General features: G+C 65.8%; 13 protein-coding genes. 7 read left to right on the top strand and 6 right to left on the bottom strand.

The window, feature by feature from the left end; all coding sequences use genetic code 11:
- The first annotated feature begins 48 nt into the window (after window positions 1-48).
- Together ACZ5R1_RS05800 and ACZ5R1_RS05805 are read left to right on the top strand one after the other, a co-directional pair.
- Window positions 49-567, top strand: a complete 519-nt coding sequence (locus ACZ5R1_RS05800; protein ID WP_027601460.1) for a DUF6586 family protein — start codon at window positions 49-51, stop codon at window positions 565-567.
- A 130-nt stretch (window positions 568-697) separates the two neighbouring features.
- On the top strand, window positions 698-934 hold the full coding sequence (locus ACZ5R1_RS05805; protein ID WP_007162387.1) for a hypothetical protein: 237 nt from the start codon (window positions 698-700) through the stop codon (window positions 932-934).
- Window positions 935-1000: 66 nt separating this feature from the next.
- Here the strand turns inward: ACZ5R1_RS05805 and sulA are convergent, their stop codons facing one another.
- Both sulA and lexA read right to left on the bottom strand, forming a co-directional pair.
- The gene (sulA, locus tag ACZ5R1_RS05810; RefSeq protein ID WP_007162388.1) at window positions 1001-1501 is read right to left on the bottom strand and encodes an SOS-induced cell division inhibitor SulA; all 501 of its coding nucleotides are present in this window, start codon (window positions 1499-1501) and stop codon (window positions 1001-1003) included.
- Window positions 1502-1683: 182 nt separating this feature from the next.
- Window positions 1684-2295 carry a transcriptional repressor LexA gene (gene lexA / locus ACZ5R1_RS05815; protein WP_007162389.1) on the bottom strand — a complete coding sequence of 204 codons (612 nt, stop codon included), beginning with the start codon at window positions 2293-2295 and terminating at the stop codon, window positions 1684-1686.
- Between the two features lie 235 nt (window positions 2296-2530).
- Here lexA and ACZ5R1_RS05820 point away from each other — a divergent pair, with 235 nt between their 5' ends.
- From ACZ5R1_RS05820 to ACZ5R1_RS05830, 3 genes are all read left to right on the top strand, one after another.
- On the top strand, window positions 2531-3241 hold the full coding sequence (locus ACZ5R1_RS05820; RefSeq protein ID WP_007162390.1) for a TetR/AcrR family transcriptional regulator: 711 nt from the start codon (window positions 2531-2533) through the stop codon (window positions 3239-3241).
- Window positions 3242-3321: 80 nt separating this feature from the next.
- Complete coding sequence (gene nagZ / locus ACZ5R1_RS05825) at window positions 3322-4314, top strand: beta-N-acetylhexosaminidase (RefSeq protein ID WP_464712864.1); 993 nt, start codon at window positions 3322-3324, stop codon at window positions 4312-4314.
- 11 nt (window positions 4315-4325) lie between these two features.
- Window positions 4326-5066 carry an S-methyl-5'-thioinosine phosphorylase gene (locus ACZ5R1_RS05830; protein WP_464712865.1) on the top strand — a complete coding sequence of 247 codons (741 nt, stop codon included), beginning with the start codon at window positions 4326-4328 and terminating at the stop codon, window positions 5064-5066.
- Between the two features lie 45 nt (window positions 5067-5111).
- Here the strand turns inward: ACZ5R1_RS05830 and mfd are convergent, their stop codons facing one another.
- Entirely contained in the window at window positions 5112-8561 is a 3450-nt protein-coding gene (gene mfd / locus ACZ5R1_RS05835; protein ID WP_464712866.1) for a transcription-repair coupling factor, read from the bottom strand.
- Between the two features lie 154 nt (window positions 8562-8715).
- On the opposite strand from mfd, the gene ACZ5R1_RS05840 reads away from it, so the two are divergent.
- Window positions 8716-10158, top strand: coding sequence for a glyceraldehyde-3-phosphate dehydrogenase (locus ACZ5R1_RS05840; protein ID WP_007162394.1), 1443 nt, complete (start codon window positions 8716-8718; stop codon window positions 10156-10158).
- A 209-nt stretch (window positions 10159-10367) separates the two neighbouring features.
- Window positions 10368-11762 (top strand): Si-specific NAD(P)(+) transhydrogenase, encoded by a 1395-nt coding sequence (gene sthA / locus ACZ5R1_RS05845; RefSeq protein ID WP_027598363.1) that lies wholly within the window; start codon window positions 10368-10370, stop codon window positions 11760-11762.
- A gap of 358 nt (window positions 11763-12120) precedes the next feature.
- Here the strand turns inward: sthA and ACZ5R1_RS05850 are convergent, their stop codons facing one another.
- The 3 genes from ACZ5R1_RS05850 to ACZ5R1_RS05860 are packed head-to-tail and all read right to left on the bottom strand — an operon-like array spanning window position 12121 to window position 13691.
- The gene (locus ACZ5R1_RS05850) at window positions 12121-12837 is read right to left on the bottom strand and encodes a glycerophosphodiester phosphodiesterase (RefSeq protein WP_074584748.1); all 717 of its coding nucleotides are present in this window, start codon (window positions 12835-12837) and stop codon (window positions 12121-12123) included.
- A gap of 15 nt (window positions 12838-12852) precedes the next feature.
- Window positions 12853-13143, bottom strand: coding sequence for a phosphodiesterase (locus ACZ5R1_RS05855; protein WP_027598361.1), 291 nt, complete (start codon window positions 13141-13143; stop codon window positions 12853-12855).
- Complete coding sequence (locus ACZ5R1_RS05860; protein WP_027598360.1) at window positions 13140-13691, bottom strand: PilZ domain-containing protein; 552 nt, start codon at window positions 13689-13691, stop codon at window positions 13140-13142. The genes ACZ5R1_RS05855 and ACZ5R1_RS05860 overlap by 4 nt, the downstream gene beginning before the upstream one ends.
- Window positions 13692-13795: the final 104 nt, after the last annotated feature.

The following is a 13795-nucleotide window of genomic DNA, read 5'->3' on the forward strand; positions in this document are numbered from 1 at the left end:
GCCAATGGCAGACAGGAGGCCGGCGTGAGCCGGCTCCAGGAGAAGGGCATGGCCAACGAGCGTTATACCCGCACCAACCAGAAGCTGTACTTTGCCGGTCTGGCCCTGGAAAGCTGGCGCCTGGCCCAGGCTGCGCCCGCCGCGCAAAGCCAGGGGCGCATCATGGCCGAGCGCGAAGCCTGCCTGTTCCACCTGCACGGCGCGCTGCTCGGTCTCTGCCAGGAGGTGGCGGGTTTTTACCGGCACCCCACCATGGAGGCCACTTCGCTGGCGGTGCTGCTCGCGCCCGCCGCCCTGGATGAGGCACCCAGCCCGGAGATGGGCGAGCTCGTCGAACTGGCCGGCAATCCGGAGACCTGGCTGGCGCGACTGATCGCCGAGTACCAGCGGCTGCTGCAGCCGCCCCAGGCACCCCGGCGACCCAAGCAGGATCCGACGCTGCCGTTGATCGAGGCGGTCAGCCTGGAGCCGGCCGAGCCGGAGCTGGGTCTCGAAGAGGTGGAAGCCTGGCGTGAAAGCCTCAAGCAGACGGCGCTCAGATTCCGCGGCGCCATGACCGAGTGGTAGGGTAGTTCTCGCTACAATGCCGTAGAGGCCGTCAGGACGATGGCCTTGCAGACCGTCGAAAAAGGCTCAGGCAAGTCAGCCTCTCAGACCCCACGCTGTTACACTGTCCGCTTAGCTGTGGAGATACTGAATGACTACTGCCTACCTGGAAATCGTTGAACTCTCCGATGGTCGCATCGTGTTGCGCCGTGCGGACGACGAGGAAGCCCTCGTCACTCTGGAGTTTTCCAGCGATGCCAAGGATTTCCTGCATGGACAGCAGATAGAGGTGGCCAAGGCCATGTTCAACCTGGGTGTGCAGATGGCCGGGCGCCTGGCCGAAGGCGATAGCCTCCAGCGCGACGATCAACCGCGCGTCCTGCACTGATTCTTTTCCAGATCCGGCATTCCGTCCTGGAATGCCGCCGCTACACCCCGTCCCGCCGCCTGCTTCCTACGCGAATCTGACGTTCAGACTCTGGCTGTTGCCCTGGGCCGCGGCACGTGCCAGCTGCTGCTTGCCCGCATCGCTCAGGTCGTGCAACCAGCTGATCACCGTATGGCTCTGCCCCTTGCGCAGCACCTCGCAGGCCAGTTGCAGCGTCTTGGCAGCGCTCGGCGTCTGCAGTAGCAGTACGCGCTCCGGATTCAGATGGGTACTGCGCAACCAGGCGTTGCTGAGCAGCGACGGCGGGGTGACCAGGGTCAGCCAGCGGGCATCGTCCTTGTCGCTCAGCTGGCGCAGGATGGGCGCCAGCAACTGCAGGCACTGTTCCTGGCTGCCGTGCAGGGACATCTCGCTGAAGGTGTCCGGCAGTGGAGCGGCGGGCAGTTCCCGGGCCGGCTTGCCAGGCTTGGGCAGAAAGGCGGTCAGCTCCTGCAGCAGGAACTCCGGTGCCAGATCCAGCTCTTGAACCGACGAGCGCGGCGCATCGAACATCAGGGGAAATTGCATGGCGACCTCCTGGAGGCGACTCGATCAAATCCACACGAGATCATGTACCACGGATACATGACGTCACCGTGCTCAGCCTGGTCTTGAGCGCTTTCCGGAGCGCGAACAGATACCCCCGATCAAGACTTCGGCGTAAGGCATAAAGGCGTGATAACGGCTGGCCCGAGGGCCAGCCTTAGACGTTAGCGGCGGATGACGCCAACGCTTAACCCTTCGATGGCGAATTCCTGGGTGGAAAGATCGACTTCGATAGGGGAGAACTCGGGATTTTCCGCCAGCAGAGTGACCTGGTTGCCCGAGCGCTTGAATCTCTTCACGGTGACTTCGTCGCCCACCCGGGCCACGACGATCTGGCCGTTGTGCACTTCGCGGGTCACATGGACGGCCAGCAGGTCGCCATCGAGGATGCCGACGTCTCTCATGCTCATGCCCTTGACCTTGAGCAGGTAGTCGGCACGCGGCTGAAAGAAGGCCGGGTTGATGGCGCAATTTTCCTCGACGTTCTGCTCGGCCAGGATGGGGGCGCCCGCAGCGACCCGACCGATGACCGGCAGGCTCTCGTCGGCCTTGCGCGAGGTGTCCAGACCCGGGATGCGGATGCCCCGGGAGGCGCCCGGCGTCATCTCGATGGCACCCTTGCGGGCCAGCGCCTTGAGGTGCTCCTCGGCCGCATTCGGCGATTTGAAACCAAGCTCCTGCGCGATCTCCGCGCGGGTAGGCGGAAAGCCATTGGCTTCGAGGCAACGCTTGATGAAGGCCAGGATCTCGGCTTGTCGCGGTGTCAGTTTCAGCATGATGCACGTCGCGTCGTCTAATGATGCTGTGATTATATACAGTAACTCCGGGTGGTAGGCAAGGCCGCCGACCTCGACTTGGGACGATAGGCCGCGATCGTGACCAAAAGCCCGCAGAGGGTGGAAAGCCACGGCTTCCAGGCCTTCAGCTGGCCGCTCGCCGGCCGAACCGCGATTGACTTCGATAGCGTTTGAAACATATGTTTCAAACGGAATTCATCTATCGGGGAAGGTCATGGCGCAGTCGGATACCGTGGAGCGCATTTTGGATGCGGCCGAGCAACTGTTCGCCGAGCGCGGCTTTGCCGAGACCTCGCTGCGACTCATCACCACCAGAGCCGGGGTCAACCTGGCGGCGGTCAACTATCACTTCGGTTCCAAGAAGGCCCTGATCCAGGCGGTGTTCTCGCGCTTTCTCGATCCCTTCTGCTTCAACCTGGAGCGGGATCTGGATCAGTGGCAGCCCAGGAATGGCGAGGAGGTGAGCCTGGAGGCGCTGCTGAATCTGCTGGTGGATCACTCCCTGGCCATCAAGCCGCGGCATGGCAATGACCTCTCGGTGTTCATGCGGCTGCTGGGCCTGGCGTTCAGCCAGAGCCAAGGGCACCTGCGCAAATACCTGGAGCAGACCTATGGCCGCGCCTTCCGCCGCTTCCTGCTGCTGGTGAATCGGGCCGTTCCCGAGATTCCGCCCCTGGAGCTGTTCTGGCGCGCCCACTTCATGCTGGGGGCGGCGGTGTTCAGCATGTCCGGCATCAAGGCGCTGCGGGCGATTGGCGAGAACGACTTCGGCGTCGATACCCACACCGACCAGGTGCTGCGGCTGATGGTGCCCTTCCTCGCCACCGGCATGCGGGCGCCCACGGCGATGCACGCACCGGAACTGGCCCAGGCCCAGTATCGGCCGCGGCGGCCGGTCGCCGTGGAGACGGCCGAGACCTACTAGGCTGCGGCATCAAGGGTGGCTGGGGTAAGCTTGCGTCCCTTTCACGGCGCCGTGCGCCGGAGCATTCGGACGAGGTACCCATGCAAGGCTCCCTGATGGTCGATATCGCTGGCACCTGGCTCACCGCCGAGGATCGCCAGCTGCTGCGTCAGCCGGAGGTGGGCGGACTGATCCTGTTCGCCCGCAACATCGAAACCCCGGGCCAGGTTCGCGAGCTATGCCGTGCCATCCGCGCCCTGCGGCCGGAACTGCTGCTGGCCGTGGACCAGGAAGGCGGTCGCGTGCAGCGCCTGCGCCGCGATGTGGTGCGGCTGCCGGCCATGGGGCAACTGGGCGGTCGCGCGGACAGCACGGAACTGGCCCGCCTCTGCGGCTGGCTGATGGCGACCGAGATCCTGGCGGTGGGGCTGGACTTCAGCTTCGCCCCGGTGCTGGACGTCGACCATGGACGCAGTCAGGTCATAGGCGCACGCTCCTTCGGCAAGGCCGAGCAGGTGATCGAACTGGGTGGTGCCTTCATCGCCGGCATGGGCGACGCCGGTATGGCCGCGACCGGGAAGCATTTCCCCGGCCACGGCTGGGCCGAAGCCGATTCCCACTATGCCATTCCCACCGACGAGCGCGATCTGGACACCCTGCTGCGCACCGACCTGCGCCCCTTCCAGGCCCTGTTGCCGACCCTGGGTGCGGTGATGCCCGCTCATGTCATCTATCCCGCGGTGGATCCCCAGCCGGCCGGCTTTTCCCGGCGCTGGCTGCAGGACATCCTGCGCGGCGAACTGGATTACCAGGGCGTGATCTTCAGTGACGACCTGTCGATGGCGGGCGCCCACGTGGCGGGCGATGCCGGCCAGCGCGTCGAGGCCGCGCTCAGCGCCGGCTGCGACATGGGGCTGGTGTGCAATGACCGCGCAGCGGCCGAGCTGGCCCTGACGCGGGTGCAGCAACTGGGCGTCTCGCCCGCGCCGCGGCTGGCCAGCATGAGGGCCCGCCGTCACGTCGATCTCGATTACCGGCAGCAACCGCAGTGGAGTCTTGCCCTGCGGCGGTTGCGCCAGGCTGACCTCATCTAAAGGACATTCCCATGACTACCTACGCCATCATCGGCGGTACCGGCCTCACCGCGCTCGCGGGTCTGGAGCTGGACCAGGCTCAGACCTTCGAGACGCCCTGGGGCGCGCCCTCGGCGCCCGTGCAGCGCGGCCACTATGCCGGGCGCCCGGTGCTGTTCCTGGCGCGCCATGGCCATCCCCATCGCATTCCGCCGCATCAGGTCAACTACCGCGCCAATCTCTGGGCGCTCAAGGAGGCCGGTGCCGAGGCCATCGTCGCGGTGAACGCCGTGGGCGGTATCCATGCCGCCATGGGCAGCGGCCATCTGTGCGTGCCCCATCAACTGGTGGACTACACCTGGGGGCGCGGCCATACCTTCTTCGAAGGGACAGACCTCGAGCACGTCACCCACATCGACTTCAGCTTTCCCTACGATGAGCCCCTGCGGCAGCGTCTGCTCGGCGCACTGCGCAGGCTGCAACTGCCGCACAGCGACCATGGCGTCTATGCCGCGACTCAGGGGCCGCGCCTGGAGACGGCGGGGGAGATCGTCCGGCTGGAGCGCGACGGCTGCGACATCGTCGGTATGACCGGGATGCCGGAGGCGGCCCTGGCCCGCGAATTGGGCCTGCCCTACGCCTGCCTGGCGCTGGTGGTGAATCCGGCGGCCGGCAAGGTGCAGCGGGAAATCACCATGGCCGAGATCGAAGCCGTCCTGGCCAGCGGCATCGACGAGGTGCGGCAGGTGCTGGCCGAGGTGCTGGCGGACTGATAGCGCTCAAGCCGCTCCCGGGATTGACCGGGAGCGGCTCTTCGATCAGCTGGCGGCGGGCGTCAGGCGGTCGAACAGGGCTTCCAGGACGTTGAAGCGCTCTTCCGCCCGCTCCATGGGTACCTGGAACTTGAACAGGGTCGCGCCTTCCAGCCGGTACTTCTTCGGCTGCGCCTGGATCATCTTCACCAGCACCAGCGGATCCACCTGGGTGTCGGCGGCGAATTCCAGCCGTCCGCCCTGAGGCCCGGCATCCACCTTGACGATGCCCAGGCCTTCCGCACGCAGCTTGAGCAGCGTCAGGCGCACCAGGTTCTTGGTCGGTTCCGGCAGGAGCCCGAAGCGGTCGATCATCTCCACCTGCAATTCCTTGAGGGCGTCTTCGTCCGCCGCCGAGGCGATGCGCTTGTAGAGGATCAGCCGCGCATGGACGTCGGGCAGGTAGTCTTCCGGGATCAGCGCGGGCACGCGCATGTTGATGTCCGGACCGCCGCCCAAGGGTTGCTCCAGGTTGGGCTGCTCGCCCTTGCGGATGGCCTTGACCGCGCGCTCCAGCATTTCCATGTAGAGGGTGAAGCCGACCGCCTGGATCTGGCCGCTCTGGCCTTCGCCGAGCAGTTCGCCGGCGCCGCGGATCTCCAGGTCGTGGGTCGCCAGGATGAAGCCTGCCCCCAGGTCCTGGGCACCGGCGATGGCTTCCAGGCGCTTCTCGGCGTCCGGCGTCATGCCCTTGCGCGGCGGGGTGAGCAGATAGGCATAGGCCTGGTGGTGACTACGGCCGACGCGGCCGCGCAGCTGGTGCAGCTGGGCCAGACCGAACTTGTCGGCGCGCTCGATGATGATGGTGTTGGCATTGGGCACGTCGATGCCGGTCTCGATGATGGTCGAGGCTACCAGCACGTTGAATCTCTTGTGGTAGAAATCGCTCATCACCTGTTCGAGATCGCGTTCGCGCATCTGTCCGTGGCCGATGCCGACGCGGGCCTCCGGCACCAGCTCGGCCAGTTCGCGGGCCCGCTTCTCGATGGTCTTGACCTCGTTGTGCAGGAAGTACACCTGGCCGCCGCGCAGCAGTTCGCGCAGCAGGGCTTCCTTGATCACCGCGTTCTGCTCCTCCATGACGAAGGTGCGCACCGAGAGACGCCGAGCCGGCGGGGTGGCGATGATGGACAGGTCGCGCATGCCGGCCACGGCCATGTTCAGGGTGCGCGGGATCGGCGTGGCGGTGAGGGTGAGGATGTCCACCTCGCTGCGCAGCGACTTGAGCTGTTCCTTCTGGCGCACCCCGAAGCGGTGCTCTTCGTCGATGATGGCCAGGCCCAGGTCCTTGAACTTCACGTCGCCCTGCAACAGCTTGTGGGTGCCGATGATGATGTCGATCTTGCCTTCGGCCAGCTCGCGTGCGGCAGCGGCGACTTCCTGGGCCGACTTGAAGCGGCTCATCACCTCGACACGTACCGGCCAGTCGGCGAAGCGATCGCGGAAGCTGTTGTAGTGCTGCTGGGCGAGGAGGGTGGTGGGTACCAGCACCGCCACCTGGCGGCCACCGTGCACGGCGATGAAAGCCGCGCGCATGGCCACCTCGGTCTTGCCGAAGCCCACGTCGCCGCAGACCAGGCGATCCATGGGCGTGCCCGCCAGCATGTCCTTGTGCACCGCCTCGATGGCGGCCTGCTGGTCCGGTGTCTCCTCGAAGGGGAAGCCGGCGGAGAAGGTGGCGTAGTCCGCCGCCGGGTCCTTGAAGGCATAGCCCTTGCGCGCGGCGCGCCGGGCATAGATGTCGAGCAGTTCGGCAGCCACGTCGCGCACCTGTTCGGCGGCCTTGCGCTTGGCCTTCTGCCAGGTCTCGGACCCCAGCTTGTGCAGCGGCGCCAGGGCGTCGTCGGTGCCCGAGTAGCGGGCGATCAGGTGCAGGTTGGCCACCGGCACATAGAGCTTGGCGTCGTCGGCGTATTCGAGCAGCAGGAATTCCTGGGGCTGGTCGTCCAGCTCCAGGGTGATCAGGCCCATGTAGCGGCCGACGCCATGGTCGATGTGCACCACCGGCGCGCCTTCGCGCAGCTCGGTGAGGTTCTTGATGACATTCTCGCCGGCGTCACGGCCCTTCTCGCGCCGGCGGCGCTGCATGATGCGCTGGCCGAACAGCGGATTCTCCGGAATCAGGGCGACGCCGGCGTTATCCAGCACCAGGCCTTCGTCCAGCGGCGCCAGGGCGATGGCGATGCGCTCGGCGCTGGCCTGGAAGGCTGCCCAGCCGTCGACCTGGCCAGGGCGCAGGTTCAGTCGGGCGAGCAGCTCCAGCAGCACCTCGCGGCGACCGGCGCTTTCCGCGGTGAACAGCACGCGACCGGGGAAATCGGTGATGAAGTGCTCCAGGGCCGCCAGCGGCTGGCTGGCCTTGGCGTCGATGGCCAGGTCCGGCAGGGCGCGTGCGGCGAAGCGCTCGCGGCCCACGCCGGCTTCCAGGTCGTCCGCGCCGATGACCACCCGCGGCCAGGCCTTCAGCCGGGCGAAGCAGTCTTCCACCGGCAGGAAGACATCGGCCGGCGGCAGCAGCGGCCGCTCCGGATCGACCCGGCGGTCTTCGTAGCGATTACGGACATCGGTCCAGAATTGCTCGGCGGCCTGTTCGATACCCGGCAGGGAAAACACCTGGGTGTTGGCCGGCAGATAGTCGAAGAGGGTCGAGGTCTCGTCGAAGAACAGCGGCAGGTAGTACTCGATGCCTGCCGGGGTGATGCCGCTGGCCAGATCCTGATAGATGGGGCAGCGGCGATAGTCCACGTCGAATCTTTCGCGGAATCGCGCACGAAAACCGGTCACCGCCTCTTTATGCAGCGGGAATTCCCGCGCCGGCAGGAGACGGATGCTGTCGACCTTGTCGATGGATCTCTGCGTTTCCGGATCGAAGGTACGCAGCGTCTCGATCTCGTCGTCGAACAGGTCGATCCGGTAAGGCAGGTTGCTGCCCATGGGAAAGAGATCGATCAGGGCGCCGCGCACGGCGAATTCGCCGTGTTCGTACACCGTATCCACATATCTATAGCCGGCCGCTTCCAGGCGCGCGCGGGTGGCTTCCACGTCCAGCCGCTGGCCGACGTCCAGCACCAGGCTGCTGCCGAGCAGGAAGCGCGTGGGCGCCAGGCGGTGTAGGGCAGTCGCCAGAGGGACTACCAAAATGCCGTGGGACAGCTCCGGCAGCCGATAAAGGGTGGCGACACGCTGGGAGATGATGTCCTGGTGGGGCGAGAAGACATCGTAGGGTAGCGTCTCCCAATCGGGAAAATTCAGTACCGGAAGTTCAGGGGCGAAGAAGCGCAGTTCCTGCTCCAGGCGATCAGCGGTCTGGCTGTCCTGGGTGATCAGCAGGGTGAAGCGGCGGGTCGCGGCCTTGGCGGCTTCAGCGATGGCGAGGGCTAGCGCGGCGCCGGGCAGATTGCCCCACTGCTGGCGGCCGGCGGTTTCAGGAATTGACGGGGTACGCAAAACTGACACGCGGGCGGAACTCCGGTGGATTTCGGGAGGGTTGGGATTGTAACGACCGGGCTTTCACGCTGTCAGTGCAGCGACGCGCGTAGATTGCCTGGGACAGGCAGCGCGGTCATAATGTAGTTCCTTTTTTCAGCTCCTACATAGGGAAGGATTTGTCGTGAGTCAGAAGCCTGAGCAGTGCCTTGAAGAATGGATCGATCGCGAAGCGCTCGCCGAGGCCATGATTCCCCTGATTGGTCAGCTGTACCGTAACAACAATGTTGTGACCTCCATTTACGGTCGCGGTTTGGTCAACCGTTCGGTGATCTCCATTCTCAAGGCCCACCGGTTCGCCCGCCAGATCGACAACGTCGAGCTGTCCGTGCAGGACACCTACCCGCTGGTGAAGGCCCTGAGCGAGCTGGAACTGGGCGCCGCCTCCATCGACCTCGCCCGCTTGAGCCTGAAATTCAAGGCCGAAGGCGCCGGTCGCGACCTCAAGGACTTCCTGCGCAGCGAGCTGTCCGCCGTGGTCGGCAAGCAGGGCGTCGAGCAGCGCAAGGGCAAGGACGTCGTCCTCTACGGCTTCGGTCGCATCGGCCGCCTGCTGGCGCGCATCCTCATCGAGCACCAGGGTAGCGGCGACGGCCTGCGCCTGCGCGCCATCGTCGTGCGCAAGGGCGCCGACAACGATCTGGTCAAGCGTGCCAGCCTGCTGCGTCGCGACTCCGTGCACGGTTCCTTCGACGGCACCATCACCGTCGACGAAGCCAATAGCACCCTGTGTGCCAACGGCACCCTGATCAAGGTGATCTACTCCAACGATCCCACCACCGTCGACTACACCCAGTACGGCATCCAGGATGCCATCGTGGTCGACAACACCGGCAAGTGGCGCGATGCCGAAGGCCTGGGCCAGCACCTCAAGTGCAAGGGCGTTTCCCGCGTGGTGCTGACCGCACCCGGCAAGGGCAGCCTGAAGAACATCGTGCATGGCATCAACCATGACACCATCACCGCCGAAGACACCATCGTCACCGCGGCCTCCTGCACCACCAACGCCATCGTGCCGATCCTGAAGGCGGTCAACGACAAGTACGGCATCGTCAACGGTCACGTCGAGACCGTGCACTCGTACACCAACGACCAGAACCTGATCGACAACTTCCACAAGGGCGATCGCCGTGGCCGCAGCGCCGCGCTGAACATGGTCATCACCGAGACCGGCGCCGCCAAGGCCGTGGCCAAGGCACTGCCGGAACTGGCTGGCAAGCTGACCGGCAACGCCATCCGCGTGCCGACGCCCAACGTCTCCATGGCGATCCTCAACCTGAACCTGGAAAACGCCACCAGCAAGGACGAGATCAACGAGTACCTGCGCGAGATGGCGCTGCACTCGCCGCTGCACAAGCAGATCGACTTCGTGAACTCGCCGGAAGTGGTGTCCAGCGACTTCGTCGGCTCCCGCCATGCGGGTGTGGTCGATGCCGGTGCCACCATCGTCAGCGACAACCGTGTCGTCCTCTACGTCTGGTACGACAACGAGTTCGGCTACAGCTGCCAGGTCGTGCGGGTGCTGGAAGAGATGGCGGGCGTCAATCCGCCGGCCTTCCCGGCCTGAGTCTTGCGTCCTAGGCAAGGCTGACTTGCAAGAAAAAACGGGAGCCCGCGTGGCTCCCGTTTTCGTTTTGACCGGGTTTTGCGCCACAATAGCGACCCGTGACAAGAGGTCGCAGCCCCCTGGGGCGATCTCGCGCCGGATCCGACCTCTCGCGAGGCGGTCCGGCTCCAGCCGTCGCCTGCGGACGGCTAACCTTCTGAGGAGAAAGCATGGCGGTCTATAGCTACGACGTGGTGGTACTGGGTTCGGGACCGGCAGGCGAGGGCGCGGCGATGAACGCCGCAAAGAATGGCCGTCGCGTGGCGGTGGTGGACAATCGCCAGGTGGTCGGCGGCAACTGCACCCACCTGGGCACCATTCCCTCCAAGGCGCTGCGTCATTCGGTCAAGCAGATCATCCAGTTCAACACCAACGAGATGTTCCGCTCCATCGGCGAGCCACGCTGGTTCTCCTTTCCCGACGTGCTGCGCAGCGCCGAGCGGGTGATCGCCCGCCAGGTGTCGTCCCGCACCAGCTACTACGCGCGCAATCGCGTCGACCTGTTCTTTGGCACCGCCAGCTTCGCCGACGAGAACACCATCGAGATCGTCAACCTGCGTGGCGATCTGGAGCGCCTGGTGGCCAAGCAGGTCGTCATCGCCACCGGCTCGCGACCCTATCGCCCGGTGGACGTAGACTTCAGCCATCCGCGCATCTACGACAGCGACACCATCCTGTCGCTGACCCATACCCCGCGCCGGCTGATCATCTATGGCGCCGGGGTGATCGGCAGCGAGTACGCCTCCATCTTCAGCGGCCTCGGCGTGCTGGTGGACCTGATCGACAACCGCGACCAGCTGCTCAGCTTCCTCGACGACGAGATCTCCGACGCCCTGAGCTATCACCTGCAGAACAACAATGTGCTCATTCGTCACAATGAGGAATACGAGCGCATCGAAGGCCAGGAAAACGGCGTCGTCCTGCACCTGAAGTCCGGCAAGAAGCTGCGCGCCGATGCCCTGCTGTGGTGTAACGGCCGGACCGGCAACACCGACCAGCTGGGCCTGCAGAACGTGGGCATCTCGGTCAACAGCCGGGGCCAGGTCACCGTCGACGAGAACTACCGGACCTCGGTCGCCAACATCTATGCGGCGGGCGACGTCATCGGCTGGCCAAGCCTGGCCAGTGCCGCCTACGACCAGGGGCGTTCGGCCTCGGACAATATCCTGCATGACAACAACGGGCGGGTGGTCAACGACATTCCCACCGGCATTTACACCATTCCCGAGATCAGTTCGCTGGGCAAGACCGAGCGCGAGCTGACCCAGGAGCGGGTGCCCTACGAGGTCGGCAAGGCCTTCTTCAAGAGCATGGCGCGGGCGCAGATCTCCGGCGAACCGGTGGGCATGCTGAAGATCCTCTTCCACCGCGAGACCCTGCAGGTGCTGGGCGTGCACTGCTTCGGCGACCAGGCCTCGGAGATCCTGCACATCGGCCAGGCGATCATGAACCAGGAAGGCGAGGCGAACAGCATCCGCTATTTCGTCAACACCACCTTCAATTACCCGACCATGGCCGAGGCCTACCGGGTAGCGGCTTTCGATGGCTTGAATCGGTTGTTTTGAGTCGGCCCAGGTTGAGCGGACGGAGGCGAATGTCCGCTCGGCTAGCCCCCCTCTCCCCTCGGGAGAGGGCTGGGGTGAGGGTGCTCCCCGTAGCAGTCTCCAGTGGAAAAGGCTGCGCCGTTTTCCACGCTACGGAGTCGGCTCGCATCACGGCCATGGCGGTCCACCGCTGCGGCCGCTCCTACGGGTGTTTGCCTAGAGGTAGGAGCGCGGTCTTTATCGCGGTCATGGGCCGCTCCTACGGTTACATCGAGCCTGTAGGAGCGGCCCATGGCCGCGATCAGTGAAGCATCAGAGTCCCGCAGAGGCGGCCGCAGCGACGGACCCCATGGCCGCGACTGCTGGGGCAGGCAGGAGCCTACCCCAGCGTTCGCCGCGCCAGGCTCGGAAAATCGGTGATCAGACTGTCCGCGCCGAAGTCGGCCAGGCGGCGCATCAGGCTGGCGTCGTTCACCGTCCAGACCGAGACGTGCAGGCCCTGGCGCTGAGCCTTGAGCAGCCGTTCCGGGGTGCACAGCGTCCAGTTCAGCGCCAGCAGGTGGCAGTCGTAGTGAGCGGCCACCTTGAGCGGATCCAGCCAGGCGTATTCCGCCACCAGTCCACGCGCCAGCTGTGGGGTGTCGCGCTGCAGGGCGCGCAGGACCTCGCGCGAGGAACTGGTGACGGTCACCTTGTCCTGCAGGCCGAATTCCTCGACCAGCTGGGCGATGGCTCTCACGGTCTGCGCCGCCCGCACTCGCGAGGCGCTCTTCACCTCCAGCTGCCAGTGTTCGAAGGAACACTTCTCGAACAGCTCGCGCAGGGTCGGGATGGGGCAGGGGCGCGGCCACACCGGTCCGCCCTGGCGGGCATCCAGGGCGATTAGATCGGCGACCGCCTTTTCGCTGACCTTGCCGCCACGACCGGTGGTGCGTTTCAGGGTCGGGTCGTGGATCACCACCAGCTCGCCGTCCCGGGAGAGGTGCAGGTCCAGCTCGCAGCGCGTGACGCCCAGTTCCAGGCACAGCTCGAAACCAGCCAGGGTGTTTTCTGGGGCTTCGCCGCGGGCGCCGCGGTGTCCGTAAATAAGGGTCATGAGGGCTCCTTGGCGCTAGGGTGAGGGGACCGGGCGCCGCGGTTCGCGTACCGCGTCCAGCACCCGGTCGTTTTCGAAATAGACGCTGAAATCTCTGTAGTCCCAGCGGCGGATGGGCGGCCGACCGACCGGCGGGTGCTCCTGATCGGGCAGGCCGAAGCGTTCCAGGACCTGGCTGCGGCTGTCGCCGCGCAGGGGTAGCGGGGTACTGCCATCGCCCTGCTGGCCCAGCGGGATCTGCAGGGTCTCGGCCCAGCCGGGCAGGGCGGCGCCGAGCAGCAGGAGCGCCAGCCAGGGGCGTTTCACGCCTCGTCTCCGCGGTCGGCGCGGCGCACCCGGGCCTGCTGGCGCAGGACGTGGCGCGCCAGCAGCTGGCGCTGGGCATCTTCCAGGTCGATGAAACTGGTGCCGATCTCGTACCCGCCCTTGACGGCCTGGCAACCGGTCACCTCGGCCAGCACCTGCAGGCCCAGGCCCTGGGGCGGCAGTGCCATGCGCAGGTCGAGGCGGGTGCCCAGGGCATAGGGCTCGGCATCGACGAAGGCCAGGCCGCCTTCGGACAGCACCACGTCGCGGGTGGCGCCGCTGTCGTGCAGGAGATTCCAGGTAAAGGCCTGGCCGAGCAGGTCCAGGCGCTTGTGCACCAGGCGCAGGCAGGCGGTGACGGCGCGGTCGCGCTCGTCCAGATTGCGCAGCAGGTGACGGGATTCGAATTCCAGCTGATGCAGTTCGCTCAGGAGTGCGAACAGCGGCGCGGTCTCGCCGGGGACCCCGTCGGCAGGGCTGATTTGCAGTGCGATACGGTCGGTGATGCGATAGTATTCCCGCCGTTCACGCGCGTCTGGGGTGGTCATGTCGGGCCGCTCCGTGGGTGATGGCCCCGAGTGTAGCCGGCGAGCCGGCACGGTGTCGCCGTCCAACCCGCAGGGCGCCTACGTCTTTCCGCCGTGCAAGCGAG

Source organism: Pseudomonas sp. Pso3 (assembly GCF_055393275.1).